This window comes from Staphylococcus sp. GDY8P57P (genome assembly GCF_017892585.1).
GTDB classification, from domain to species: Bacteria; Bacillota; Bacilli; order Staphylococcales; family Staphylococcaceae; genus Staphylococcus; species Staphylococcus borealis.
Map to the genome: position 1 here is coordinate 1 of NZ_JAESLK010000037.1, position 26,710 is coordinate 26,710.

Annotated in this window: 24 protein-coding genes and 5 pseudogenes; 20 read left to right on the forward strand and 9 right to left on the reverse strand. The window is 29.6% G+C overall.

Annotated elements, in window-relative coordinates; translation table 11 throughout:
• A pseudogene (locus KA878_RS11105) lies at positions 1-113 on the forward strand (IS6 family transposase); the annotation flags it as partial.
• A gap of 59 nt (positions 114-172) precedes the next feature.
• Here the strand turns inward: KA878_RS11105 and KA878_RS11110 are convergent.
• Complete coding sequence (locus tag KA878_RS11110) at positions 173-601, reverse strand: VOC family protein (RefSeq protein WP_000671996.1); 429 nt, start codon at positions 599-601, stop codon at positions 173-175.
• A gap of 80 nt (positions 602-681) precedes the next feature.
• Here KA878_RS11110 and KA878_RS11115 point away from each other — a divergent pair, with 80 nt between their 5' ends.
• From KA878_RS11115 to KA878_RS11175, 14 genes and pseudogenes are all read left to right on the forward strand, one after another.
• Entirely contained in the window at positions 682-1,611 is a 930-nt protein-coding gene (locus KA878_RS11115) for a helix-turn-helix transcriptional regulator (RefSeq protein ID WP_000750311.1), read from the forward strand.
• 39 nt (positions 1,612-1,650) lie between these two features.
• Positions 1,651-1,743 (forward strand): annotated as a pseudogene (locus tag KA878_RS14715) (LEM-3-like GIY-YIG domain-containing protein); the annotation flags it as partial.
• A 29-nt stretch (positions 1,744-1,772) separates the two neighbouring features.
• Complete coding sequence (locus tag KA878_RS11120; RefSeq protein WP_001038847.1) at positions 1,773-3,761, forward strand: hypothetical protein; 1,989 nt, start codon at positions 1,773-1,775, stop codon at positions 3,759-3,761.
• A 194-nt stretch (positions 3,762-3,955) separates the two neighbouring features.
• Complete coding sequence (locus KA878_RS11125) at positions 3,956-5,065, forward strand: DNA polymerase (RefSeq protein ID WP_000283873.1); 1,110 nt, start codon at positions 3,956-3,958, stop codon at positions 5,063-5,065.
• Positions 5,058-5,426 carry a hypothetical protein gene (locus KA878_RS11130; protein WP_001058155.1) on the forward strand — a complete coding sequence of 123 codons (369 nt, stop codon included), beginning with the start codon at positions 5,058-5,060 and terminating at the stop codon, positions 5,424-5,426. Before KA878_RS11125 ends, KA878_RS11130 begins: the two co-directional genes overlap by 8 nt.
• On the forward strand, positions 5,426-7,042 hold the full coding sequence (locus tag KA878_RS11135; protein ID WP_001015575.1) for a DUF5906 domain-containing protein: 1,617 nt from the start codon (positions 5,426-5,428) through the stop codon (positions 7,040-7,042). Before KA878_RS11130 ends, KA878_RS11135 begins: the two co-directional genes overlap by 1 nt.
• Positions 7,043-7,266: 224 nt before the next feature.
• Complete coding sequence (ccrC, locus tag KA878_RS11140) at positions 7,267-8,943, forward strand: cassette chromosome recombinase CcrC (RefSeq protein ID WP_070677204.1); 1,677 nt, start codon at positions 7,267-7,269, stop codon at positions 8,941-8,943.
• 107 nt (positions 8,944-9,050) lie between these two features.
• Positions 9,051-9,182: pseudogene (locus KA878_RS11145) on the forward strand (SAUGI family uracil-DNA glycosylase inhibitor); the annotation flags it as partial.
• Positions 9,183-9,619: 437 nt separating this feature from the next.
• On the forward strand, positions 9,620-10,150 hold the full coding sequence (locus KA878_RS11150; protein WP_053038301.1) for a hypothetical protein: 531 nt from the start codon (positions 9,620-9,622) through the stop codon (positions 10,148-10,150).
• 97 nt (positions 10,151-10,247) lie between these two features.
• Positions 10,248-10,595 (forward strand): annotated as a pseudogene (locus KA878_RS11155) (cassette chromosome recombinase CcrC); the annotation flags it as partial.
• Between the two features lie 88 nt (positions 10,596-10,683).
• Positions 10,684-11,022, forward strand: a complete 339-nt coding sequence (locus tag KA878_RS11160; RefSeq protein WP_031796882.1) for an SAUGI family uracil-DNA glycosylase inhibitor — start codon at positions 10,684-10,686, stop codon at positions 11,020-11,022.
• A 93-nt stretch (positions 11,023-11,115) separates the two neighbouring features.
• On the forward strand, positions 11,116-11,427 hold the full coding sequence (locus KA878_RS11165; RefSeq protein WP_031796883.1) for a DUF960 family protein: 312 nt from the start codon (positions 11,116-11,118) through the stop codon (positions 11,425-11,427).
• 14 nt (positions 11,428-11,441) lie between these two features.
• A complete protein-coding gene (locus KA878_RS11170; RefSeq protein WP_053038302.1) occupies positions 11,442-11,945 on the forward strand; it encodes a DUF1643 domain-containing protein in 504 nt (167 codons plus the stop codon).
• Positions 11,946-11,958: 13 nt separating this feature from the next.
• On the forward strand, positions 11,959-12,180 hold the full coding sequence (locus tag KA878_RS11175; RefSeq protein ID WP_002437519.1) for a hypothetical protein: 222 nt from the start codon (positions 11,959-11,961) through the stop codon (positions 12,178-12,180).
• 71 nt (positions 12,181-12,251) lie between these two features.
• Here the strand turns inward: KA878_RS11175 and KA878_RS11180 are convergent, their stop codons facing one another.
• The 3 genes from KA878_RS11180 to KA878_RS11190 are packed head-to-tail and all read right to left on the reverse strand — an operon-like array spanning position 12,252 to position 18,124.
• The gene (locus KA878_RS11180) at positions 12,252-15,371 is read right to left on the reverse strand and encodes a type I restriction endonuclease subunit R (protein WP_053038303.1); all 3,120 of its coding nucleotides are present in this window, start codon (positions 15,369-15,371) and stop codon (positions 12,252-12,254) included.
• Positions 15,355-16,620: a restriction endonuclease subunit S gene (locus tag KA878_RS11185; protein WP_193839844.1), complete on the reverse strand. Its 1,266-nt coding sequence runs from the start codon at positions 16,618-16,620 to the stop codon at positions 15,355-15,357. Before KA878_RS11185 ends, KA878_RS11180 begins: the two co-directional genes overlap by 17 nt.
• Positions 16,610-18,124, reverse strand: a complete 1,515-nt coding sequence (locus KA878_RS11190) for a class I SAM-dependent DNA methyltransferase (protein WP_119882041.1) — start codon at positions 18,122-18,124, stop codon at positions 16,610-16,612. The genes KA878_RS11185 and KA878_RS11190 overlap by 11 nt, the downstream gene beginning before the upstream one ends.
• Before the next feature lie 190 nt (positions 18,125-18,314).
• Between KA878_RS11190 and KA878_RS11195 the strand changes: the two genes are divergently transcribed.
• The 5 genes and pseudogenes from KA878_RS11195 to KA878_RS11210 all read left to right on the forward strand — a co-directional run bounded on the left by KA878_RS11195 (position 18,315) and on the right by KA878_RS11210 (position 22,616).
• The gene (locus KA878_RS11195) at positions 18,315-19,127 is read left to right on the forward strand and encodes an abortive infection system antitoxin AbiGi family protein (RefSeq protein ID WP_053038306.1); all 813 of its coding nucleotides are present in this window, start codon (positions 18,315-18,317) and stop codon (positions 19,125-19,127) included.
• Positions 19,127-20,347 (forward strand): hypothetical protein, encoded by a 1,221-nt coding sequence (locus KA878_RS11200; protein WP_053038307.1) that lies wholly within the window; start codon positions 19,127-19,129, stop codon positions 20,345-20,347. Before KA878_RS11195 ends, KA878_RS11200 begins: the two co-directional genes overlap by 1 nt.
• 12 nt (positions 20,348-20,359) lie before the next feature.
• Positions 20,360-20,619 (forward strand): annotated as a pseudogene (locus KA878_RS14405) (hypothetical protein); the annotation flags it as partial.
• A gap of 139 nt (positions 20,620-20,758) precedes the next feature.
• On the forward strand, positions 20,759-21,514 hold the full coding sequence (locus tag KA878_RS11205) for a DUF6414 family protein (RefSeq protein WP_048667869.1): 756 nt from the start codon (positions 20,759-20,761) through the stop codon (positions 21,512-21,514).
• On the forward strand, positions 21,501-22,616 hold the full coding sequence (locus KA878_RS11210) for an AAA family ATPase (RefSeq protein ID WP_048667868.1): 1,116 nt from the start codon (positions 21,501-21,503) through the stop codon (positions 22,614-22,616). Before KA878_RS11205 ends, KA878_RS11210 begins: the two co-directional genes overlap by 14 nt.
• A 77-nt stretch (positions 22,617-22,693) precedes the next feature.
• On the opposite strand, the gene KA878_RS11215 is transcribed toward KA878_RS11210, so the two are convergent.
• The 5 genes from KA878_RS11215 to KA878_RS11235 all read right to left on the reverse strand — a co-directional run bounded on the left by KA878_RS11215 (position 22,694) and on the right by KA878_RS11235 (position 26,654).
• Positions 22,694-23,311 carry a type IIL restriction-modification enzyme MmeI gene (locus KA878_RS11215; protein ID WP_312883984.1) on the reverse strand — a complete coding sequence of 206 codons (618 nt, stop codon included), beginning with the start codon at positions 23,309-23,311 and terminating at the stop codon, positions 22,694-22,696.
• Positions 23,281-25,407, reverse strand: coding sequence for a DNA methyltransferase (locus KA878_RS11220; RefSeq protein WP_193839846.1), 2,127 nt, complete (start codon positions 25,405-25,407; stop codon positions 23,281-23,283). The genes KA878_RS11215 and KA878_RS11220 overlap by 31 nt, the downstream gene beginning before the upstream one ends.
• 178 nt (positions 25,408-25,585) lie before the next feature.
• Positions 25,586-25,807 carry a hypothetical protein gene (locus KA878_RS11225; RefSeq protein WP_048667865.1) on the reverse strand — a complete coding sequence of 74 codons (222 nt, stop codon included), beginning with the start codon at positions 25,805-25,807 and terminating at the stop codon, positions 25,586-25,588.
• Positions 25,808-25,821: 14 nt separating this feature from the next.
• Positions 25,822-26,325 (reverse strand): DUF1643 domain-containing protein, encoded by a 504-nt coding sequence (locus KA878_RS11230; RefSeq protein ID WP_031926264.1) that lies wholly within the window; start codon positions 26,323-26,325, stop codon positions 25,822-25,824.
• Between the two features lie 14 nt (positions 26,326-26,339).
• Positions 26,340-26,654 (reverse strand): DUF960 family protein, encoded by a 315-nt coding sequence (locus KA878_RS11235; RefSeq protein WP_193839847.1) that lies wholly within the window; start codon positions 26,652-26,654, stop codon positions 26,340-26,342.
• Positions 26,655-26,710 lie beyond the last annotated feature (56 nt).

Here is a 26,710-nt window from a genome sequence, read left to right on the forward strand (position 1 = left end):
ATACTTTAAAAGGTATTGAATGTATTTACGGTCTATATAAAAAGAACCGCAGGTCTCTTCAGATCTGCGGATTTTCGCCATGCCATGAAATTAGCATCATGCTAACAAGTTAACACAAAGTATTATTTTAAAATTGAGATTAGACATTTATTTTTCAACTTTGCAGCAGAACCTAATTTTTTCTCTTTGTAAATAAATGCAAAGAGATACCATAAGGATCTCTTACATAACCATAACCTTCAGTATAGAATTCTGGACTAAATGTTTTCAATACCTCACTGCCTTTTTCTATTAACTGGTCATATACATGTTTAGTTTCTTCTACTTGGTCAAAAGTGAGACAAAGAGATATATTATTACCTTGTGTTATGGGCAAACCTTCAGTGTCATCTGCGATCATAATTTTTATATCTCCAAATTGAAGTACACATTGATCAATTTTATTTAAATCATTTTCGTCAATATTAAGTTTCTTATCTATAGGTCTATCTTTAATACGTTGAATATACAGTGTTTTAGCGCCAAACAGCTCTTCATACAACTTTTTTAAACCCTCTGCATTTTGAGTGATTAAAAAATATGGACTTACTTGAAATTTCATGTTTTTTCCTCCTTAGATTTGTTATAAATAGAGTATATACTTAATTAGTGTCATCTATTGACACTAAAAGGAGAATAATAATGAAAAAATCTGTTAGATTATATAATATGATTGAATATTGTAATGAAAATAGGAACTTCAAATTAAATGATTTAATGTCAGAATTTAATATTTCTCGTAGTACCGCTTTAAGGGATATAAAAGAAATTGAAGCATTAGGAGTACCTTTATATAGTAATCCAGGGAAAAATGGTGGTTATACGATCATAGGTAATCGAGACCAAACGAAAATAGCAATCTCAGATGAAGAGTTGAAAGCTTTAGTATTTACACTTTCGAGTATTTCAAATGTGAGTAATCTACCTTTTCAAACAGAATATCAAGAAATATTAAAAAAATTATATAATAACTCGAATAAAAAAGAGTTAATAAACCAATATAATGATCTATTTCAATATTTTAATGAAGATAAGTATCAGTTCAAAAGTTATAAGTTATTTAATGAAATCATTAGATTGATAATTGAGAATAAGTCTTTTGAAACCTGTTATTCACAAAACTATATTAAAGAACAATATAAAGGTATTGGCATTATGTATAAAAATCATCAATGGTATTTTGTTGTAGCTAATATAGAATCAAAGTTAGTGAATCTATTAAATATTTCGAAAATAAAAGAACTATATGAAATGGGAGAGACTCAAGAGTGTAATGATATAACTATGCAGAATTTTCAACAGTTCATGGTTAAAAATGAAACAGCTATTGATATTCTTATTAGAAGCAATGTTATGGGATTGAATATCTTGAAAGGCTACCTGTGGAGTGACTATATGATTGAAAATATTGACGAAGAGACATATTTATTTAAATCAAAAGTGAACGCGAAAGATATAGATTTTATAGCTAAGTTAATTGTCACAGGTGGTGTCAATGTAAAAGTAGAGACCCCTAATAGTTTGAAAAATGCTGTTAAAGTTGAATTAACTAAAATAATAAACATGTATTAATAGTAATTTAATCATAATTGTAATAACAAAAAGATGACAACATTAAACAATTTAAATTTATACAAAAAAGCATTACCAAATTTAAAATTGGGTAGTGGTAGTGCTACAGCATACATAAATAGTTATAATTAAATAAAGATGGGTCAATGAAGGTGAATTAAGTGAATAAAAATATTACAGCTCTAAAATCTACTGAAAATACTACATATATGCAGTATACGGTTCATATCGATGATCAAATTATAAATAATATAAAAGAGTGTACCAAAAAGTTTAAAATTTTGCCTATGGAAGATAAAATTCCATTATCACCGTTGTTACAACCAGAATATGCAGGAGAGGTACAAGATTTTATTAGTACATATGAGCAGTTTATGATTAATTTTGGTAAAGTAATATTGGATAGTCAAGGCATAAAAATACAGTTTGAAAGTGAATCATTAAGTAGTATTCAACGAGGCATTCAAGAACATTGTTACTTAAATGAGCGAACAAATGACATTGATGTGACTAAAGAATGGTATTTATGCAAATTTTCAAATCAAATATTAGAAGAGGATAAAAATCAATTGTATAATGCTTTAAAGCAACTCATGAATGATTCTAAAAATAAAAAGCAAGCTTTTCAAGAGGTGTTTAAGGTTCATATTGATATTTATCTCTACAATAAAGAAAAATCTGAATATAAGTATCAAGTATCTAGTTATTTCAATCTTGTAAAAGAAAATCCTAAAATAACTTATAAAAAAAGACATTTACAAGAGAAACAAGGTGTCAAGGGTACAACTTTCACGAACAAATTAAAATTATTGAACAAAATGTATGGTGTAGATGTTGCAAAATATCAGCCATTTTATAATTCTAATAATCCTGAATATGAAAGAGGTCAATTTGGTGAAAGATACATTTCTCAAAGATCTAACTATGAATTTAATAGACTTCAATATCAAATTATAGATATGTTATCGAAAATACTTGATAAGCATCCATTACCAAAGTCAGATAATAATTATAAACATATTCCAACTATTGAAAAAGCAATATTAAGTGGGGATTCTCATAGTTTTTATGAGTATTTTGAAGATATAATGAAAGAAATTATAAGTATGGAAAATTCTTCTTTAAAGGAAAAATTATTGACTGATTTTACATATCAATCTCAATGTAGATGGTACTCTGAAAGTGAAAAATTAAAATTGCAACTTGAAAGTTTTATGCATAAAGTTTTGGAGAGCAATTATTATGAGGGTAACAAATTATATAGAATGTTGTCTCATGCAATTGAAGAAACAATCAATGAGGCTGATGAAGATAAGGTTCATTTCAATTATTTTAAAGATTATTTTTTGACAGACGGTGGGGTGAAGAATTGGGAGCAGATTAGCGAGAAAATTACTGAATTCAATGGTAAAGTTATTAACGATATCCAAAATGAATATAATAAGATTCAATTTAATAACGCAAATCGAAATCAGAAACTAAACTTTAATTATTTATACCATTGCTTTGAGTTTAGTAATAACTTAGTAAAAGCAAGGGTAAATGGAAATAGAGGTTACATTTTATATTTTGTAGATAAATATAAAATAAAAATGCCCTTTTTGGATCAATTATTAATCAATTATTTGAATCAAGAAATAGGTCAGGAAAGTATTAATTATAATATGCAAACATTGTTTGAAAAAGAAAGATATGATAGAAGTAGTACCATTGAAAAATTAGTAGCAACAAGCAAATTTAAGTATGAAAAAGATGATTCAGATTTATTCAAACAACTTTTCAATGATGTTGAAAATTCAATAGACAGATTAGGTATTTACTTACTAAATAATGGTATAAATTCGAATGATGAAAATGCAAGATATTATAGATCGTTTTTAAAGGAACTTAGTAGAATAAAAAGTAAATTAACGCCATTTTCTCTTGAAATAAGTAAGTCTAGCGGAAGAGAGCAACATTATCCTGATGATGCTATTGATGATAAAGATGAGAGAAGAAAAAATAAAGAAGAAACATATCATGCTTTTGATGATAAAAGCGATATTGACTCCAAATTAAAGAATAAAATAAATGTTTCTATCGATAATTTATTGTCAGTTAAAATTAAGAGCAATTTGTATGATATTAGTCCAAATACAAAAAAACAATAACTATAATGAGCCAACTCAAGAATGAGTTGGCTTTTTAATTGTAATTTTACGCTTCCATTACAGGAATCAATGTTATGGAAGCCATTAAGCAATTAATTTGAGTCATTTATAGTATAGGTACAACGTTGTGATGTTCACATGATAATCAGCCCGGGAGATTATTGTGTAATAACTTATAGAAGGAGCAAATCACCATGTATCAAGCAAATATACGTGATTTAATTACAAAATTGCCTCAAAGCAATAAAACAGAACACTTTTTAATGAACAAATTTTCAAATCAAGATAAAGTTCAGCAGCTACAAAGACAAATTAGCCAACAGCTAGATCAACAATATAATGAGCTTTTGGCTAATGAAAAAGCTAAGCTAGACCAATACGTGGAAGTACACCATAATTTAGAACCATTAAAGAAAGAGATTGAATCAGAATCTATTAACCTTGATACCGATAAATTACCTGATATCAAAGCGACAATGCTTGAAAAGGCTAAGAACGATGAACATTTTGATAAAATCGAACAGCTATTTGATAGATTAGATCAGTCATTAAATGGTACGAATCGATTATATACGCAATTATCGTTGATTGGCACACGAACACATCGGATCACAACGAAAAGATTTAATGTTCAAGGCTTGCCTAAATTAGTCCAACAAATGATTTTACCTTCGCAATTTAAAAAGGTTTATACAATAGATTTTAAATCATTCGAACCATCAGTTGCTGCGTATATGACACAAGACGAACAACTGATTGACTACTTGAATCATGAAGAAGGGTTATACGATGCATTACTGAGAGACTTATCTTTGTCAAAAGAGAAGCGCGTGAGTGTGAAACGTGCATTTATAGGGTCATTTCTTTTTGGCGGTCGTTATAGTAGCTCTAAATTCAAAATCAATCAAGAGGTTAGTGAAATTAACTGGCTACAAGTAATGAGCAAATTCAAGAAGGTCATTGAATTTAAGGAGCAAGTCGAAAAATATAAAACAATGCCTACGCCTTACGGCATTGAACATGATATGAGCGCATTTCAAGGTAGTAGTATTATGGCAATTTATGTACAAACGGTAGCAAGCTATATTTTCAAGCACATTTTGTTGGAAGTGTACAAAGCACAGTGCGAAAAAAAAACGTTCAAGATTATAGTGCCGATACACGATGCGATTATGATTGAATGTAATGATAAGGGGATTGCACAAAATGTAGCACAGCTCATGAAAGATACAGCTAATCAACTGTTTAATGGTGAATTTGCACATGTGACAGTGGAAGCTTTAGGAGGTATAGACAATGAATAATGATAGAGGAAAAAGTCTTCAAATTCCCCAAAGTACATTGTTAAAAGAAGGATCTATATACGTTGCTACGTTACATTCTGTGTACGAGAAGAACTTCTCAGGTGATATTAAACATCAGTTTACGTATGAAGTAGAACTTAACCAAGAAACGCACTATGTAAATCGCAATATTACCGTAAAATCTATGAGTCACCAATTATCAATTGCTGATTGGATTAAACGTCACAGTAACTATAACGTAAACCACATTAATTATGATCCATACATTGATCGAAAACATTTGGTCCTTGTAGGGCAATATAACGGAAATTATTATATTCAAGATGTAGCACCATTAGATGAATTTGGAGGGGTATTGTAATGAATCATATTTTAGAAATGTTAATAAAATTATTAAAAGTGGGTATGGAGGCAATCGACCGTAAAGGTCTGATTGCCATCCTAACAAGTAGTATTGGAAATGATGAAATGGATGATTCTGAACAAGCTGTAATGGTGTATAACGAGCTTATCGATAAGCTACAGCTTAACATTCCTAAAGATGTCGACTATAGACCTAACATATACAGTTATTTTGGTATTCAAAAAAAGCCAAATGACACAATATTAGTGGAAATGATGATATGTATTTTTCATATCAAGCGTTTTGATTCAGAGTTGTTTGTTTTCAAAGATAAAGGTTGGCAAAAGGTAAGTGAAGATGAATTGCAAGGGTTGATATCTAAAATGATACAAGTGTTGCTAGTTGATTATAAACCTTCACTAAGTACTTTGAAAAACGTAGTAGATGGCATACAGAAATCAACGGACATAGAAAAACTTGTTGAGCATAGACAGTACATTGGTTGTGGACGAAATATGTTCAATCTAAAGACCTTTAAAGTGGTTGATAATGACCTTGAAATATTCCCTAAAACACGCTTAGATTTGGAATTAGATATAAATGACACGATTACGGACAAGATACCCCCGAATTTCAAACAATATATGTTAGAGTTGGCGAATTATGACCATGATTTACAATATTTCCTTTTCCAACATATGGCAGTGTTATTGACGGCAGATACTAAACTACGTCGTGGACTTTTTTTGTATGGAACTGCAAAAAATGGGAAATCGGTCTATATTAAATTAGTTAAGTCATTCTTTTATAGTAATGATATCGTATCTAAAACACTTAATGAACTTGGCGGGCGTTTCGATAAGGAAAGTCTAATTGGTAAACGAATTATGGCAAGTGATGAAGTGGGGAAAGCTAATATTGATGAAGCAACTGTGAATGATTTCAAAAAATTACTATCTGTTGAACCAATTCATGCTGACCGTAAAGGAAGAACGCAAGTAGAAGTTACTTTAGATTTAAAACTCATTTTTAATACGAATGCTGTACTCAATTTTCCATCATCACATGCAAAAGCATTAGAGCGTAGAATTGCTGTTATTCCATGTGAATATTATGTTGAAAAAGCTGACCCTGACTTAATTGAAAAGTTACAGGATGAAAAGAAAGAAATCTTTCTTTACTTGATGTATGTGTATAAGCAAATTGTAAAAAATGATATCGAGTACCTCCAAAATGATCGTGTTACTGAAATTTCTCATGATTGGTTAAATTTTGGATATGAATTTGTTTCTAGTAAATCAGCAAATATTGCACATCAGAAAGCGTGTATTAATTTACTCAGAAAACTTATAGAAATCAAACCAGGGTCACGTATCAAAGTGTCTAGGCTAAATGAGGTTATTAGAGATGAAATTAAAGTAAGCTCTCAAGTTATTAATGATTTGGTTCAAGCTAACTTTAATGTACAAAGTAGACTAAATAATGGTTATAAGTATTGGGTCGATTTAGGATGGAAAGAAACTGATAAAAAAGATGACATGATTTCATTCGATAAAAATGAGAATGTAACAGATGATGAATTCTTATACGAAGATGATTTGAACTTAGGTTGGGAGGACTTTGACGATGAATAATGAACAAATTGAAGCATTTGTAGAAGTGCTTGTGCCTATCATAGAAGAACGTATCAATAAAGGTAAGTAATCTAATTACGTACTACAGGCAGTTGCCTGTAGTACTCATATGATTAAGTGGTAAAAGTGATAAAAATGAAACGAAATTATAAATATATATTATCTATATGTTGTTACAAGACCGATGGTCTGTAGCAATAATCTAATAAAAGGAGCGGTATGATATGAAGGGTAAAATTGCACTTTATTCACGTGTTAGTACGTCTGAGCAGTCAGAACATGGTTATTCTGAAAAGGAGCAGGAACAACTACTCATCAAAGAAGTTATGAAAAATTTCCCAGGTTATGACTATGAGACATATACTGACTCAGGCATTTCAGGTAAAAATATTGAAGGTCGTCCGGCAATGAAACGTCTATTACAAGATGTTAAGGATAATAAAATCGAAATGGTATTAAGTTGGAAATTGAATCGTATTTCTCGCTCAATGAGAGACGTGTTTAATATTATTCATGAATTCAAAGAACATGACGTAGGGTATAAATCGATTTCTGAGAATATTGATACATCCAATGCTTCTGGAGAAGTACTCGTTACAATGTTTGGACTAATAGGATCTATAGAACGCCAGACTTTGATTTCCAATGTGAAACTTTCTATGAATGCTAAGGCAAGGAGCGGAGAGGCAATCACCGGTCGTGTTTTAGGCTACAAATTATCACTTAATCCATTGACACAGAAAAATGATTTAGTTATTGATGAAAATGAAGCTCATATTGTACGGGAAATCTTTGATTTATATTTGAATCACAATAAAGGATTTAAAGCAATCACGACAATTCTAAATCAAAAAGGATATCGTACCATTAATCAAAAACCATTTTCAGTGTTTGGCGTGAAATACATTTTGAATAATCCAGTCTATAAAGGCTATGTCAGATTCAATAATCATCAAAATTGGGCTGTTCAGCGAAGAAGTGGTAAAAGTGATAAAAATGATGTGATATTGGTCAAAGGTAAGCATGAAGCCATTATAAGTGAAGATGTATTTGATCAAGTTCATGAGAAACTAGCTTCTAAAAGTTTTAAACCGGGTCGACCTATTGGTGGAGATTTCTACTTACGTGGCCTTATTAAATGCCCAGAATGCGGAAATAATATGGTATGTCGACGGACGTATTATAAAACGAAAAAGTCCAAAGAACGCACAATCAAACGCTATTACATTTGTTCATTATTCAATCGCTCAGGAAGTTCTGCCTGTCATAGTAATGCGATTAATGCTGAAGTCGTCGAACGCGTAATCAATGTTCATTTGAATCGTATTCTTTCACAACCTAATGTTATTAAGCAGATTGCGTCAAGTGTGATAGAAGAACTGAAACAAAAGCATAGTAAACAAACAGAAATAAAATATGATATTGATAGTCTAGAAAAACAAAAAGCAAAAGTTAAAACACAACAAGAACGATTATTGGAATTGTTCTTAGATGATGAAATGGATAGCGAAATGTTAAAAGCTAAACAAAGTGAAATGAATCAACAGTTAGAAGTATTAGACCAACAAATTAAAGAAGCAAAACAAGCAAATCAATCACAGGATGATATACCCAATTTTGATAAGTTAAAAGCACGACTCATTTTGATGATAACACGATTCAGTGTGTACTTAAGAAAGGCTACACCCGAAGCTAAAAATCAACTTATGAAAATGTTAATTGATTCAATTGAAATTACGACAGATAAACAAGTAAAACTTGTAAGGTATAAAATTGATGAAAGTCTTATCCCTCAATCTTTGAAAAAAGATTGGGGGTCTTTTTTTATGCCCAAATTCCAATTTGAAATATATGGTCAAAATGATTATTTCATCGACCAAATTACCACTTTTACCACTTAATCATATTAGTGATAGAAGTGAGGGAAATGAACTGAATATCAGATATATATTATAAAAATGATGTGATAAATGTGTGCATCAATCAAATACACTAGGAGGTCATAATTATGACATTGGAACAACAAGTCAAAAACTATATTACGAATCTATTCAAATTACCCAAAGACGAGGTGTGGGACTGTGAAGCAATTGATGAAGTTGCTGATAATATCATACCTGATCAATATGTAAGACTCGGGTCAAAGAAGTATTGGATATGTTAGAAACAAGCAATAAAAAGGTTAGCATTCTGACAAATCCTCAAACAAATGAGATGATGCACCCGTTGAATCTCTTTGCCAGAAAAGCATGGACAATCAAATCATTAAAGGAAATGAAAATAAATAATTTATGACACTTTCTTATTAGTTAGTTATTTTAAAAAGTCTTTATTATCAAAATAAATATAGAGAAGTTTTGTAAATTTGATATATAATGATAACAAACGAAGTGTAAATGCATCGCTTATTATATCATTAGTGATATTATTGGTAATTTTATTAGCAGTAGGATTAGATACAGCAAGTCATATGTATCAGGTTGATTGAAGATATGTAGACCTCTAAAAAGTCTAGCAGCAGTTTATTATATCGTCGTAGTTTGGGGTTACTAATTTAAAATAATAAGGGGAGATAAAATGAAAAATTTATTAATGGTCTTAGCATCAGTAGCTTTATTAGCAGTTATCTTAGCGGCAGGAGTATTTGGATATAAGAGTTTTACAGATATTAATAATAGTAAAGAAGATAAGAACGGAGAGGAAGTAAAATCAAATAAAGAAAAAGAGTCTAAAAAAGAAGCAAAAAAAGAGCAAAAAAATGAAGAACAGAATGTTGAAGAATCAACTGAATTAGCACAAGAACAAACTGTAGAGAAAAATAAAGAACTAGATGTAAATGCGGAAATTGCTAAAGCAGATAAAGATGGTGACGGTGTTGCAACAAGAGATGAAATGACACCAGAATTATGGGAATTAACCAGACAAGGAAAGTTCCAACCAACTTCTCGTGAAATATATTATCAAGATCCAAACGCAAGTGAAAAAGATGATGAGCCAGTAACAGATAATGAAGTTAACAATATTGATGATGAAGAAGAACGTGGAGATGTAGGTATGGACATGGAGCAACAACAAAGAAACATTGATGCTCTTAAGGAATCAGAATAAAATAATAAGGAAAGTAATTATTTAAAATATCAATGATGATAAACATCCTAAATGCCCTTTATGAAAAATATTATGGATGCCGACTTGATTTTATTAGCTTGAAGAACAAATCAAAACGTCTCAACAATCTAATCTAGAAGAAACAAAAGTACCAGACTTTGATAAGTTGAAGAGTCGTCTAAATTTGATAATAAGTCGTTTTAGTGTTTATTTAAGAGAAGCAAATCCTGAAGCAAAAAATCAGCTTATGAAGTTGTTGATTGATTCTGTTGAAATTACTACAGATAAAAAAGTGAAGCTCATACGGTATAAAATTGATGAAAGTCTTATCCCTCAATCTTTGAAAAAAGATTAAGGGTCTTTTTTTATGCCTAAATTTAACTTTGTGATAAATGTCGCAAATAAAAATAGGATTGAAAATTTATCACTTTTACCACTTTTTTAGAGTGACAAAAGTGGAGGAATTTTGAAATATTTTATAAATATATATTTTATTTATGGAGTACACATTATTAATTAAGGAGGTCATTATAATGACGCTAAGCAAACAACTTAAAACGTATATTACTGAACGATTTAAATTAAATTATCAAGAAACTTGGGCTTGTGAAACCGTAGATGCGGTGGCTGAAGATGTATTACCTGAAAAATATATTAAAAATAGTCCACTTGAAAATAAAATTTTAAATACTTTTACCTATTACAATGATGAATTACATGAAATTAGCATTTACCCTTTTTTATGTTATCTAGATAAGGAATTAGTAGCAATAGGTTATTTAGATAATTTTGATTTAGACTTTATATTTTTAAATGACACTCATCAAGTCATTATTGATGAACGCTACTTGTTACAAAAAGGGGGCGAGTAATTATGAACTGGATCAAGGTCGCTCAACTATCTGTCACAGTTATCAATGAATTAATTGAGATTATGAAAGAAAAACAAAATGGAGGGGAATAGTATGAACATCAATCGATACATTACACGAGGGATTAGTGAACACATATCTCTAGACCTTCAAATTTTACTTTGGAATATGGTAAAAGAACGGGACAATCAACCTCATACAGATTATCTACACATTTTTAGACTGCAGGAAGATGAGAATATACTCTCAATCACACATGAACAAGAACAACCCGCATACAAATTGGAATATCACTATATAAACTATGTAAAAAATCAAAAAGCAATACCTAAGAAAGTCTACGTCATCCGAGAAGATGATGTAGACGTTTTTTATTATGTCATGCTTTTACCTGAAGAATATTAAAAGGAGTGAAGATGATGAATACAATCAAAAGTACGATACACACAGAAGCGATTTTTAGCGATGATGAACAACACCGCTACTTACTCAAGAAAATTTGGGATGAAAAGAAACCTGTTTGTACGGTGATAACCATGTATCCTCATTTAGATGGCGTATTATCACTCGATCTTACGACTGTTCTTATCCTCAATCAATTAGCGAACTCTGAACAATATGGCGCTGTATATCTTGTAAATCTATTCTCTAATATTAAAACCCCAGAGAATCTTAAACATATTAAAGAACCTTATGATAAACACAGCGACATTCATTTAATGAAAGCTATAAGTGAAAGTGACACAGTGATTTTAGCCTATGGTGCTTATGCGAAGCGTCCCGTTGTTGTCGAACGCGTTGAGCAAGTGATGGAAATGTTAAAACCTCATAAAAAGAAAGTAAAAAAGCTCATAAATCCAGCAACGAATGAAATTATGCATCCGCTTAATCCTAAAGCGCGTCAAAAATGGACATTGAAATAAAGGAGGATTATCTATGAACCATGAAACTAAACAATCAGATTGGCGAACGGTTGCTAATTGTTTAGAATCGAAAAATTATATATCGATTGTAAAAGGATTAGTACATCATTTCACAGCGATTGAAGATGAAGAAATACTTGATAAAATCTATGAAGATTTTATGAATGATGACTCTATTACAACGGTCCTTAACAATGATTTACAAGATATTATTAATTATTACCTATCAAAATAAAAATATATTACTTTTAATAAAATTAGAGCATCCTTCACTTTGCGGTGAGGGATGCTCTTTTAGTTTATTTTTTATTGATTACTCGCCATAAGTTCTGCTTGTTCTACGACCTGCTCTACAGCCATTTTTTGTAAATCTGGCGGATAGCCATATTTCTTAAGCAATCGTCTAACAGCTACACGCATTTTAGCTTTTGCGCTATCACGTTTAGACCAATCAACACTCATGTTTTCTTTCACTGTTTTAGTTAGCTCGTGAGCAATCGCACGTAGTTCTTTGTCTTCCATCGCTTTTTTCGCTGTTTCATGTGAAACTAAAGCATCGTAAAACGCAATCTCATCCGAATTTAGGCCTAATTCATTTCCTCGTTGTTGTTCTTGTTTAATATCTTTGGCAAGTTGAATGAGTTCTTCAATCACTTTTGATGTTTCAATGGAACGACTATTATATTTATTAATCGAATTTCCTAACATCTCAGAGAAGCGCTTAGATACTGTCGCATTCGTTTTCATTAATGATTTAACTTGCCCTTTGAGTAATCGATTTAATAATTCTACCGCAACATTTTTTTGTTTCAATCCTTCGACATCTTTTAAGAAATCATCAGATAGGATTGATAAATCGGGTTGTTCAAGACCTAGCGTTTGATAAACATCAATGACATCTTCAGTCACAACAGATTGTGACACAAGTTGATTAATCTCTGCTTCAACTTCTGCAGGTGTTTTACGTGTTTTTCCTTCTTTTGGCGGTTGTAACAATTTAACAAGTCCTGCTTTAACCGCTTTAAAGAAGGCAATTTCATCATTGAGTTCTTGGGCTGTAGGTTCAGTCGCACAAAGCGCAAAGGCTTTACCTAACTCTGTGACCGTTTTAATAAAACGTTGACGTTCATCTTCACCTAAACCAATCACATAATCCATCGTATTCGATATTGTATAATAACGTTCCGATTTTTTCTCTGAATTAAATTTAGAATAATCAAGATTATATAACATATCTTGAATCACATCATACTTCAATAACATCAATTCAACCGCTTTATCTGTATCTATTGCCGTTTGAGCTTGATCAGATTCTGTATATTCTTTAAGAGCTTCTTTTAAGCTTTCGGCGATACCCACATAATCGACAATTAATCCACCCGGCTTATCTTTAAACACTCGATTAACTCGAGCAATTGCTTGCATCAAATTATGCCCTTTCATTGGTTTATCAATATACATGGTATGCATAGAAGGAACATCAAACCCTGTGAGCCACATATCTCGAACAATCACGAGTTGTAATTCATCATTCACATCTTTCATACGTTTTTCTAATACACTACGACGTTTTTTAGGACCAATATGTCTTTGGAAAGAAGTTGGGTCACTAGATGAACCTGTCATCACTACTTTGATGACCCCTTTATCATCATCATCTGAATGCCATTCTGGTTTTAGACGAATGATTTCATCATATAAATCAACAGCAATTCGACGACTCATCGTTACAATCATTCCTTTACCTTTCATCGCTTGTTGACGTGTTTCAAAGTGTTGGATGATATCTTTGGCTAGGGCTTCTACACGAGGTTTTGCGCCTGCTAAAGCTTCAATACGGGACCATTTTGATTTTAAACGCTGTTTTACATCCTCTTCTTGATCTTCAGTAATGTCATTATACGCTTCATCTAAATCTAAACTTTGAGGTAGATTTAATGGAATTACACGACTTTCATAGTAAATTTTAACCGTACTTCCATCAGCTACGGCTTGTGTCATATCATAAACATCGATATAGTTTCCGAAAACCATTTGCGTATTTTTATCCGTTGAAGCTACGGGTGTGCCTGTAAATCCTACGAATGTTGCATTCGGTAAAGCATCTCTTAAATATTTGGCATAACCATATTTAATGCCTTCACCTTTATCATCATATTTAGCGTTAAAGCCATATTGTGTACGATGTGCTTCATCTGCCATGACAATCACATTTTTACGTTCAGTTAGGGCAGCCATGGTCGTTTCATTTTGTTCAGGTTCAAATTTTTGCATTGTTGTAAATACAATACCACCCGACTCAACAGATAATAACGATTTTAATTCTTTACGTGTTTCAGCTTGTTTTGGTGTTTGTCTTAATAATCCTTTACCAGATCGACCTTTTGATTTAACAAACGTACTGTACAGCTGGTTATCTAAATCATTACGATCCGTCACGATGACTAAGGTAGGATTATTAAGCATTTGAATTAATTTTCCTGAGAAAAAGACCATAGTCAAACTTTTACCAGACCCTTGGGTATGCCAAATAACGCCTCCTTTTCCATCACCTTGCCCAGATGAAGCTAATAAAGCTCTGTCAACCGCTTTATTAACGGCATAGTATTGATGATACGCTGCTAGAATTTTACTGATATGTCCTTTGCCATCATCTTGGAATAAGACAAAATAGCGAATTAAATCAAGTAAAGTTTCTGGATTCAACATGCCATGTATGAGTATGTCTAAGCTAGATAAACTTGATGATGATTCAGTTTCTCCATCTTTAGAACGCCAAGTCATAAAACGATCATAATTTGCGGTTAGGGAGCCCCCCTTTGTATTAATACCATCACTTGTAATAAGTACTTCATTAAATGTAAATAATTGTGGAATACGCATCTTATACGTTTCTAATTGATGATAACCGTCTTCGACGCCTACAGTTTCATTAGTTGAATTTTTAAGTTCAATGACAACGATAGGTAAGCCATTGATAAAGAGTACAATATCGGGACGTTTTGTATAGTCTCCATTAACGACCGTGAATTGATTGACTGCTAAAAAATCATTGTTTTGTGGATGTTCAAAATCAACGATTTTAACAATTTCTACTACCGATTGTCCTTCGTCATCATAGTCTTCGATTTCAATACCATTAATCAAATTTTCATGAAAGGTAAGGTTATTTTCTAAAAGATTGGGCGACTTCTCTAAAATTAATTCATGCATCGCTTTTTCAATAAAACGAGGATGGATGTCTGAGTTGATTTTTCTTAATGCTTTCTCTAAACGTTCATGAAGGACAACTTCTTTATCACTTTTACGTTCTGGCGCTAGACCTGTCATACTAATCTCATTACCTTTTTTATAGTCGTAGCCTAGTGATTGTAACCATTCTAATGCGACTTGTTCTAAATCATCTTCATTAAATTGAAAGTTCATCCGTATTCACCTCAACATCATCAGATATTTCTAGTTCTCCAGACATTAGTTTAGGGAGAAGAGTATCTCGTAATTTTACTAAATTATTAGTTTCTTTATTAAGATTACTAATATTTTTAAAAAGATTTAAATGAATTTGATTTGCTTTTAATAACATTGGATGATTTAAGTTAGGTAAAGCAATTTTAAAATTTTCAAATACTTTCTTAGTGTAAAATTCTCTAGCAGAACCTGATGTTTGATTACTTACATTTTTATTTATTATTTTTATTATATTATAAATTAAAGGATTATTTATATTTGAATTGAGAGTTCTAAATCTCCACATATTTTGATTTTGTAAAGATGGTAAATTAGATTCTGTAATAATACCTATATTACCTATAGATCCCCCAACTGTTACTAATAAAGTATCAAAAATTTCCAATGAATATTTATTATATTTTGATATATTTATATAATCATTAGAAACAAATTTTAAATTACTCATCTCAATTAAGCAGCTAGTCTTAGATATATTTAAAGTTCTTAAGACTGATAATTTACTACTGTAAATATATTCACTTGATTTAAATGCGTATCCTGTTCTAATATCTGTTATATTTTTTAATGCATTAACATTCCAATTTAAAGGTATTTTACCTAACTCACTATCAACCATTTCTCCACCACTAGATTTATAAGGATTACCATTTTCATCTGGAAATTCAAAATCTACAAACCAGCGTTTGAATAGTGTTTGCGACAGTTCTTCAAGGTTTGCTATGATTTTTTGATTTAGCTCAATTTTTTTATCTAAATTAGATAATATTGTTCCAATATGTTTTTGTTGCTTTTCATTAGGTATATTTACAATAAAATTTTCTAAAGTTTTTTTGTTTACGGAACTAAAAATAGTTCCTGTTGCTTGAGATTCCAATTCATTAATTTTTGACTTCAATAAATAAAATAAAAATTCTTGATTATTATTTATTGATCTTATTGCACATAGTCCCCGACCAATACATAGATCGACAGGTGCTATATTTATATCTCCCACCGGAGCCCTAACTGAAAATAAAATATCATTAGCATTAGCTAATTTAGTAACTTTTTTTGTATAAGTATCAATAACTGGATAAATGTGCTGAAAAGTTCTATTTCCTTGTAAAAATGGTGTACCATCAATTTCACTATAAAATTCTGATTTAGGAGATTGCCCCATAGTTATAATAGATATCTCACCTAATTTAACCTTTTTAAACTCCATAACCTAACCCCTCCAGTGATTTACGGATTTGGTCTTCAAGTTCTTTTGATTTAGCAAATTGTTCACTTAATTCAGAAGTAATGCGTTCCATTTTTTGTTCAAATGGTTCTTCATCCTCTTCAACATCGGCTAAACCGACATAACGTCCAGGTGTCAAAATATATTCGTTATTTTTAACTTCTTCCACCTTAGCTACTTTACAAAATCCAGCTATATCTTCGTATGATTTATCGTTTGTACCTCTCCAAGCATGATATGTTTGTGTTACTTTTTGAATATCTTGATCTGAAAATTCTTTTAATGTTCTAGTTACCATACGACCGATTTCACGAGCATCAATAAATAAAATTTCATTTTTACGTTCTTTTTTACCAATTTGACCTTTATTATTACTAATGAACCAAAGACATACAGGTATTTGTGTTGAATAAAAGAGTTGACCAGGTAAAGTAACAATACATTCCACTAAATCTTGTTCAATAAGATTTTTACGAATTTCTAATTCATCTTTTCCACTTGTAGACATTGATCCATTGGCTAATACAAATCCTGCTGTACCATTAGGTGCTAATTTTGAAATCATATGTTCAATCCATGCATAGTTGGCATTACCTTTTGGAGGTATTCCAAATTGCCAACGATAATCATCAAGTAATCGTTCTTGTCCCCAATCACTTGCATTAAAAGGAGGATTGGCTAATATGTAATCTGCCTTTAATCCTTTATGTAGATCGTTATGGAATGTATCAGCATTTCGTTCACCTAAGTCATTATCAATACCACGGATAGCTAAGTTCATTTTTGCTAATTTCCAAGTCGTAGGGTTAGATTCTTGTCCGTAAATCGCAATATCGTCTAATCGACCTTGATGTTTCTCAACGAAGCGTTCACTTTGTACAAACATCCCACCTGAACCGCAACATGGATCGTAAATACGACCTTTATAAGGCTCAATCATCTCAACTAATAATTTTACAATTGATGATGGTGTATAGAACTCTCCGGCATTTTTACCTTCGGCACTTGCAAACTTAGCAATAAAGTATTCATACACTCGGCCCAATACATCTTGTTTACGACTTTCAGTATCGCCAACCTTAAATGTAAATAAATCAATAATGTCACCTAATTTTTCTTTATCTAACGCAGGTCGTGCATATTCTTTTGGTAACACACCTTTTAATGATTCATTTTCATTTTCAATTGCAATCATGGCTTTATCAATTATTTGTCCAATTTCTGGTTTTTTCGCATTATCATTGATATATTGCCATCTTGCTTCTTTTGGTACCCAGAAAATATTTTCCGCTAAGTATTCATCTTGATCTTCTTCGTCAGCATAAGGATCTTGCTTCAATTCTTCATACTTTTCTTCAAAAGAATCTGATACATATTTTAAAAATATTAAACCTAATGCTACATTTTTATACTCAGCAGCATCCATGCTTCCTCTTAATTTATCTGCAGCTTGCCATAGTTTTTCTTCAAATCCAATAGTTGCCATTTAATAATTCCTTTCAAATTATTCTTAGCTTAAATATAGCAAAATATTGAATTTTGATGTACATAATCTAATTGATTTTATAAAAAATAACAAATAGACTAAAAATATTAATTAGATTATTATTAAATAAAAGTGGAAAAATGGAGCGGTGTCGTAATATTGCTCTTATAAAATATAACTAGGTGGAATTATGAAAAATTTTAAAGTTCAAGAAGCTAAAGAAACTCCATTAAGTGCTCAAAATGCAAATGTATTCATTAAATGTGTTAAAAAATATAATTGGCTTAAAGACATAATAATAAATGGTTATTTCCAATTTAGGTATGTAACTGAAGAAGTAGAATATTTAAATATAGAGACTACTGACTTAAGTGGAAAGAGAATTCCTATCGAAGACATTACGTTTCCAATGTTATGTTTTTGTGATATACCATTAAATCAATTAAAAGATCATAATAAATGGTATGGAGACTATGCGATATGTATGAAAAAATCTTGGGGAGTAAACAAAAACCTACAGCCATTGCATTATGTATCGAATACTAGTGAGTATATTAAAATGTATCAAGAAGTGTTTAATAATATAGTTAATAAACCAGACACTGATGAAAAAGTATATGAATTTATATTCGCTTCATTATTTTTCTTAAAACATTTTAAAGGAAGCCAATATTGTGAAAAAACTGATAAAATAGAAGAGAAAATATTCATGGATGAACAAGAATGGAGAAGTATAAAATTAGTTGATGAAGATTTAGATCCTTTTTACATCAATGAAAATAGTGACTCTAAAAGAAATTATTATAATGAAGCTTTAACAAAATTATCAAGTAATAAATTAGAATTTAATTGTGAAGATATTAGGTACATTATTGTTGAAAAAGAAGAGGACGTTATTCAGCTAATAAATGATATTAATTGCTCTAATTACGATGATCAAGAAAAAAGCTTACTCATTTCAAAAATAAGTGTCTTAAATCACTTAAGAGAGGATTTTATGTAATGCTTAGTAAAAAACAAATTAAAAAAACTTTAAACAGCGATAAAATGCCGTCATTAATTGTTAATGAATTAGATAGAGAATTGCAGAATAAATTGAAAAAACAATATCCAAGTAAAGAAGAATTAATTAAAGAATTGAAGTATGACGCAGTTAATGAGAATTCTGCAGTATTAAAAAATGAATTGACGAGTAAACTAAAATTCAAACTTAAGGATTATCAAAATTCAAATGAATTTTTATTTTACTTAAAAAATAGTCAAAAGATGATTGAAATACATGATTATAAAATGGAGCAATTTTTTGAAGATATACCTCTTGAAGATAGTGATGTTTATAAATCTATTGCGAATAATGAAGATACAGAAACATATATAATAATGAAAGCTCCAGAATTTAATGAAGAAGATAAACTAAATATATCAATTAAAGTTGATGGGAAATTTAAAGAATTAGATTTTTATAGAAAAGCATATGATAGTAAAAAAGAAATGAAATATTTATATCGGGACCGATATATAAAGATATCCATGTTAATAGAAAAAAATTTAGAATATATTAGTTGGGGATTTCATCATCTTTTTAATGAAAATAAAGGGGAGGTAAATACAACTAATATAATTGATACTTATAAAATGTTAATAGCGCTAGCTAGTGGCGAAATGTATACAGCAAATAAGATAAAATTTAATAATGATTCAGCAAGTAAAAATAAAGAAATCTTAGAATCTTTAAACAAAGATTTAAAATTATTTGAAATTATTCATGAATTTCAAAATTCGTTGGATAAAGAATTTAAGATATCCACCCCGTTTAATTCTAAAGAAATTATAGAAGGAGTAAAAACCTACTTTTTATTATATAAACAAAAACTAATATTGGAAGAAAAGCGTTTAGAAAGTTTACTAATCAAAACATCTTCCTTCGATTTAGAAGATATAAAAGGAAAAAAATTCACCTTAATTCAAGAGGAAGAAGTAACAAAAACTATTTTTACTCAAAAAATCTCTTACACACAATATCAATGTTATTATCAAGTAAAATCCTCAGACTATGAAAAATTACAAGATGATGAATTTAAACTAAAATTTAATCCTGAAGATGTAATTACTACTATTTTAAAAGCTTCATTCAACACAACCGAACCTATCGGATTAGAAAATATTGCTTTTGAAGAAGCGGAAACTTTAGATGCCTTTATTAGTAACTATAAATCAAATTAAATACTCTTTAAGATGGGTTTCACTCGTGAAATAAATAAAACTAAAAGATACTTTGGTTTCATATTAATAGCACTGAATATAAGAAAGGTAACAGCTCAATAAGCTGAAAATAATACGAAAATTTATAAAAAAAAGACGATTTCTATATTATATCAATAGAAATTGTCTTTTTTCATCTATTTAGAAATGTTATATCTACAGAATTTTTTAGTAAAATCACTGGTAGGGAGAAGCATATCATAAGTGATGCGGTTTTTTCAGATGCTGCATAAAGTGCTTTTTAATATTCAATTGTAATATAAAATTTTTATAATAAATGTTCCTAAAAAGTATATTATAAATAATATTATTTATAATTAAATATAATAAGAGAAGTCATTAATATAATTAGAAAATTGGAGGAAAATTATAATGAAAGTTATATATTTTGATGAAGGTACTGCAACAGATTACTTAAAAATTATTAATAACGGATTAGAAGTACTAGAAAAAAAGGATAAAAAAGGCAGTGATAAGAATCTAGGTATAGGTGCTAAATTAGGAATTGGTCCAGCTTTTTCGAGATTATTTGAAACTTTTTTTTCAGGAGAAACAAGTGTAGCTGGAAGACTAAGTCATACTTCTGAGAAATATATCGAAAAAACATTAACTAGCGCTATATTAAGCGACTTTAAAACGATTGCAGATAAAGAGGATTTTATAACCAAATTTAGCAATTATTCTCTTAATTATATTCCTAATTCTATAGCCCATTTTCAAACAATAGCACCATATTTAAGTATGATGGAAGGTAAACTACAATTAGATAATGAAATATCTATTGATATAAGTAAAATGCACAAAACGTTAGAATTCAGTAAAGGGTATTATGAAATGATTGCTGAAAATGAGAATGAAGAAGTTATTTTTAGATTTAATAATAAAGCATTTTCAAATAATTATAGTATTGCTGATTTATCTCAAATGAAATTAACATTATACGGAGTCAATGTAGGAGAGGTTGATAAAAATAAACTAGATTTTCAAAGTGCAATACAATCATTTGAAAATCAAGATAGGATTATAACTTCTATTTCAGAAGAAGATACATTTGATGAATCTAGCAATATATTAGAAATGTACGATATTATATTAGCAGGGATTGATAATAACGATGAGCAAAATTAAAATAATAGTTGGTCCAAAGTCATACTTACAAAGTTTTTTAAATTTTAATTTTATTTCTTTAGAAGACTATGTAATAAAAACTGAATCATTAATAAGAAATATCGTATATAAAGTTAATGAAGAGGACTATAAAAATTTACTTGAAAATAAATTTATATTAGCTAAAACTGAGTCTTATTCTGCTATTAATGAAGAAGCACTAAATAATTTTATACACTACATTCAGCAATCTATAAAATACGGAGAAGGAATTTATCTTCAAAATCCTCCGAAACTTATAATTAATCAAATTAAATCTTCTTTTGATTGTGATGAATACGAAATATTTAAATACCAGTATCCAAAAACTGATTTACAAGTGTTAAAAGATATAAACTACAAAACTAGTAATCAAATTTTAGGACAAGATACTTCAATTCATAGAATTTTGGCATCGATGTATAAATTAACTAAAACAAGTAAAAAACCGATTGTTTTAATGTTTTACGGACCTTCAGGCGTTGGTAAGACGGAAATAAGTAAAATAATCAGTGAATGTTTAGGTGGTAAATTATTAAGAAAACAAATGTCAATGAACAAAACAAACTATATGTTTGATTATATATTTGGTAATAAACATGGGAAGTCGAGTTTAGCTAAAGATTTATTAGAGAGAGAAAGTAATGTTATTTTATTAGATGAATTTGATAAGGGGTTATCCGAAATAAATAGTGCTTTTTACCAACTCTTTGATGAAGGTATTTTTGAGGACTCTCATTATGAAGTTGATATGTCTAATTCGTTAATAATTTGTACAGCTAACTATGACGAAGAAAATGAAATAAGAAATGATTTAGGGGATCCAATCTATTACAGATTTAATGATTTAATTAAGTTTCAACCTTTAAATGTTAATACAAAAGAAAAAATTGTTAAAAGAATTATTGAAAAAGAATTTAATAATTTATCAGATGAAGAACGAAATTTACTACCTGATTCAGAAGATTTATTAAAAAAATATATGAAATGGGTTGAACAATTTACTAACTATAGGCACATTGAAAAAATCATAGAACTAGATATAAATATGATTTTAGTTAATGCATTAATCATTGAATATTAGTGATAAATTTGAAAAGAGACTAGAATATAATTTTTATAGTTATATTCTAGTCTTTAAAAAAATTAATAAATATTAATTTAATTTTTTTTACTTATTTGAGTTTTATAGAGATTCATTAAATAAGCAATTCTTTCCTCATCATTAGCAAACCCACTTTTTTTGTATAGCTTTTCTACTTTATCATCAAGTTCGTTATGCTTCTTTTTTAAATTTATAGGCATAGCTTTTTTATCATATAAATCTGCTAAAGTATTTCCTTTTTGTTTCCAATATTTTCTGATTTCTAATATTTCTTTCACGATATTTTCAATATAAATTTTTTCTTTGTTAGAATAAGTAGGGAATACAAAATTATTATAAACTAATGTATTTGAATATCTATACCTAGATTCTAGTTTACCACCTATTGTTTTAACCCAAAGTGCATGCATTTTACTCTGAAGAACTCCCATTATAAAAAGTGAAGCATTTTCTAATTGAAAAACTGCATCTGAAGCAATTGTAGGATATTCAAAATAATCCATAGGAATATACTCTCTATTTTCTGAGGAAACTCTAGGTATGATTAAAAACTTTGAATTTTTAATTACTCTATCTTCACCAAGTACAAAAGGATATTGTGCTAACTTTTTAGTGGAGTTTCGTGAACTTTTAATTCTACTTTCTAAACTTTTTGTCCTACATTTTGTATATATGGTATTTTTCTTATTATATTAGGTGGCATATCTTTCAGATATAATATATATCTAGTTTCTCCATCTAATAATTCTTTAGCACCTATAAATTCATGAATGTATTCCTCTAAAATAGGATGTTTTTTTATTAATTTATTTTTTAAATCTTCATCAAGTTGAAAATTCCCTTTTCCATCGTTAGCCATGCTTCCAAAACGCATAATTGGATAATTTGAAATTTGTTTCTTTGAAGATTTTAACATTAAATATGGGGCATCTATTAAATACTCATTTATAATTTTTACCTTTTTTAAAACTGGTTGAGTTTGAATATCTTTATACAGATAGAGAAATTTCTCTTTTTCTTCATTCATTGAAAATCCAGCTATACAAACATGTACGGTAGCTCCATTATTATCCCATTTGAAAGATTGATGCGCAAAATTTATATATATTCCCATTTCGAAAAGTTTTTTCCAAATTATGTTAGCTTGTTTACCTTGAAAGACAGAGTTTGTGGAAACTAAAGCCGCTTTTATAGACGGATTTAATTGCATAAGTAAAGCTGTTTTATAGTACCAAGCACATACATAATCCAAATCACTTGAACCTGTAATTTTAACAACTTTTTTAAAAGTATTTTTTTGTTCTTTGGACATTATTCTAGCTCCTATAAACGGAGGATTACCAAGCACATAATCTAATTCGTTAGGAGGTACTATTTCGCTCCATTCTTTTGTTAAAGCATCACAGACTTCAATGTTAGCACTTGCATGAAGCGGTAATCTTAAATATAATCGACCGAATAATTCACTTGCTTCAATATTCATTAAATGATCCATCATCCATAAGCCTATTTTAGCAACTGATACTGCATATGGTAATATTTCCATTCCATAAAATTGATTTATTTCAACTTGAATAAAATCATTAATATCAAATAATAAAGCTTGACCTTGATTTATTTCGTCAATTACTTCATGCTCTAATCTTCTTAGTTCTCTATATGCTACCATTAAGAAATTACCACTACCACAAGCTGGATCTAGAAATTTTAAATTAGCTAATTTATTATGGAATTCTTCTAGTTTTTTATATTTAATCTTTTTAATTTTAATTTGAGAAATGTGTTCAAATTCATTACGTAGTTCATTTAAAAATAATCCATTAATAACTTTTAGGATATTAACTTCTGATGTGTAATGAGCACCTAAAGAATGTCTTCTTTCTTTATCCATAGCTCCTTCAAACATTGAACCAAAAATAACGGGAGAAATTTTGGACCAATCTAATAATGAAGTTTCTAAAATTATATTTCGAATTTTACTATTTAAAGCTAAACCTGAAGGTTGAGATATAGCAAATAACCCACCATTGATATAAGGGAAATCATTTAGTGAACCAGATTGAAATCTTTCGTTTATCGGAGTATTTAAAGTCTGAAATAAAGTTGTTAATTTATCTACTAAATCACTACCATCTTTTTTAGTTTCATTTTTTATGTAATTTGTGAATTGATTAGTGTCAAAAATACCGCTATCTTCAGCAAAAAAGCAAAACACTATCCGTGTCATTAAAAGGTCAGAAGCATTTTTAGGATATTTACTTTCTAATATATAATCATGTAAACTTTCCATAAGTTTAGCGGCTTTGGCGTTCACTGGATTCATAGGGATATGAGTATCTTGTATTTTATTTAATAAAAAATTAAAATTATCTATATATTTGTGTAAATCTTTTACATTAAATTCAATTGTTTTATTATTAGTTAAATCGATAAGTTGAATAGTATTAAAATTACTGAGCATTACAAATTTTGGTATGTCTTCATTATCTAAATTCATCACATATTTGTATGCTTGAGATTTCGCTTTATCGAGTTTTTGTTTTTTTGACTTCATTTCAATTAATAATAATCCATTTAGCAAATGATCCGCATATTTTTGTGAACCATCAATATTAATTCGCCATTCAAATCCAATATTAATTTTTTGAATAGGTATATTAAAAATTTCTAAGAAATCTCTTATCCACATTTGCGCTTGTTGTCTTTCATCTTTGTCTTCCTTATGTAGGGTAATGAATTTTAGCGCATTATCAATAATTTCTTTATTCATAAAATCGCTCTCTTCCGAATAATATTATAATTGGAAAAATATATAATTATTTAATCTTAATTGTAATGGGATATTACAAATTTTTCTATCATTTAAGTAATATTTCATTTATTTATTAAAAAAATAAAAGATATAAGCATCCCTCACCGCAAAGTGAAGGATGCTCTATTTATAATGTTCATTTTGATAGGTAATGGTTAATAATTGTCTGTAAATCATTGTTAAGTACGGTTGCTATAGAGTCATCATTCATAAAATCATTATAGATTTTATTCAATATTTCTTCATCTTCAATTGCTGTGAAGTGATGTACTAGCCCTTTTACTATTGATATATAATTTTGCGATGCTAAACAATTAGCAACTGTTCGCCAGTCTGATTGTGTGGTTTCATGGTTCATAGATAATCCTCCTTTTATTTCAATGTCCATTTTTGACGTGCTTTAGGGTTAAGTGGATGCATGATTTCGTTCGTTACTGGATTAATGAGCTTTTTGACTTTCTTTTTATGAGGTTTTAACATTTCCATCACTTGCGCTACACGTTCGACTACAACAGGGCGCTTCGCATAGGCACCATAAGCAAGAATCACTGTTTCACTTTCACTTATCGCTTTCATCAAGTGAATGTCGGTGTGTTCATCGTATGGCTCGTTGATATGTTTGAGATTTTCTGGACTTTTAATATTAGAGAATAGATTTACAAGATATACAGCACCGTATCGTTCTGAATTCGCTAATTGGTTGAGGATGAGAACAGTTGTGAGATCGAGTGATAATACACCATCTAAATGAGGATACATCGTTATCACTGTACAAGCGGGTTTCTTTTCATCCCAAGTTTTCTTGAGTAAGTAGCGGTGTTTTTCATCATTACTGAATATAGCTTCTGTGTATATCGTACTTTTGATTGTATTCATCATCGTCACTTCCTTTAGTATTCTTCTGGTAAAAGCATCACATAATAAAAAACGTCTACATCATCTTCACGAATGACGTAGACTTTCTTAGGTAATGCGTTTTGATTTTTTACATAGTTTGTATAGTGATATTCCAATTTATATGCGGGTTGTTCTTGTTCATGGGTAATAGAGAGTATATTCTTATCATCTTCTTGTAGTCTAAAAATGTGTAGGTAATCTGTATGAGGTTGATTATCTCTTTCTTTTACCATATTCCAAAGTAAGATTTGAAGGTCTAGAGATAGTTGTTCGCTAATGCCTCTTGTGATGTATCGATTGATTTTCATATTATTTTACCTCGTCTTGAATTTCTTTCATGATGATAATTGCTTGACTAATAATC

Coding starts and splice junctions, on each gene's coding strand:
- KA878_RS11110 (WP_000671996.1), bottom strand. CDS start 601: ATGAAATTTCAAGTAAGTCCATATTTTTTAATCACTCAAAATGCAGAG.
- KA878_RS11115 (WP_000750311.1), top strand. CDS start 682: ATGAAAAAATCTGTTAGATTATATAATATGATTGAATATTGTAATGAA.
- KA878_RS11125 (WP_000283873.1), top strand. CDS start 3,956: ATGTATCAAGCAAATATACGTGATTTAATTACAAAATTGCCTCAAAGC.
- KA878_RS11130 (WP_001058155.1), top strand. CDS start 5,058: ATGAATAATGATAGAGGAAAAAGTCTTCAAATTCCCCAAAGTACATTG.
- KA878_RS11135 (WP_001015575.1), top strand. CDS start 5,426: ATGAATCATATTTTAGAAATGTTAATAAAATTATTAAAAGTGGGTATG.
- ccrC (WP_070677204.1), top strand. CDS start 7,267: ATGAAGGGTAAAATTGCACTTTATTCACGTGTTAGTACGTCTGAGCAG.
- KA878_RS11150 (WP_053038301.1), top strand. CDS start 9,620: ATGAAAAATTTATTAATGGTCTTAGCATCAGTAGCTTTATTAGCAGTT.
- KA878_RS11160 (WP_031796882.1), top strand. CDS start 10,684: ATGACGCTAAGCAAACAACTTAAAACGTATATTACTGAACGATTTAAA.
- KA878_RS11165 (WP_031796883.1), top strand. CDS start 11,116: ATGAACATCAATCGATACATTACACGAGGGATTAGTGAACACATATCT.
- KA878_RS11170 (WP_053038302.1), top strand. CDS start 11,442: ATGAATACAATCAAAAGTACGATACACACAGAAGCGATTTTTAGCGAT.
- KA878_RS11175 (WP_002437519.1), top strand. CDS start 11,959: ATGAACCATGAAACTAAACAATCAGATTGGCGAACGGTTGCTAATTGT.
- KA878_RS11180 (WP_053038303.1), bottom strand. CDS start 15,371: ATGAACTTTCAATTTAATGAAGATGATTTAGAACAAGTCGCATTAGAA.
- KA878_RS11185 (WP_193839844.1), bottom strand. CDS start 16,620: ATGGAGTTTAAAAAGGTTAAATTAGGTGAGATATCTATTATAACTATG.
- KA878_RS11190 (WP_119882041.1), bottom strand. CDS start 18,124: ATGGCAACTATTGGATTTGAAGAAAAACTATGGCAAGCTGCAGATAAA.
- KA878_RS11195 (WP_053038306.1), top strand. CDS start 18,315: ATGAAAAATTTTAAAGTTCAAGAAGCTAAAGAAACTCCATTAAGTGCT.
- KA878_RS11200 (WP_053038307.1), top strand. CDS start 19,127: ATGCTTAGTAAAAAACAAATTAAAAAAACTTTAAACAGCGATAAAATG.
- KA878_RS11205 (WP_048667869.1), top strand. CDS start 20,759: ATGAAAGTTATATATTTTGATGAAGGTACTGCAACAGATTACTTAAAA.
- KA878_RS11210 (WP_048667868.1), top strand. CDS start 21,501: ATGAGCAAAATTAAAATAATAGTTGGTCCAAAGTCATACTTACAAAGT.
- KA878_RS11220 (WP_193839846.1), bottom strand. CDS start 25,407: ATGAATAAAGAAATTATTGATAATGCGCTAAAATTCATTACCCTACAT.
- KA878_RS11225 (WP_048667865.1), bottom strand. CDS start 25,807: ATGAACCATGAAACCACACAATCAGACTGGCGAACAGTTGCTAATTGT.
- KA878_RS11230 (WP_031926264.1), bottom strand. CDS start 26,325: ATGAATACAATCAAAAGTACGATATACACAGAAGCTATATTCAGTAAT.
- KA878_RS11235 (WP_193839847.1), bottom strand. CDS start 26,654: ATGAAAATCAATCGATACATCACAAGAGGCATTAGCGAACAACTATCT.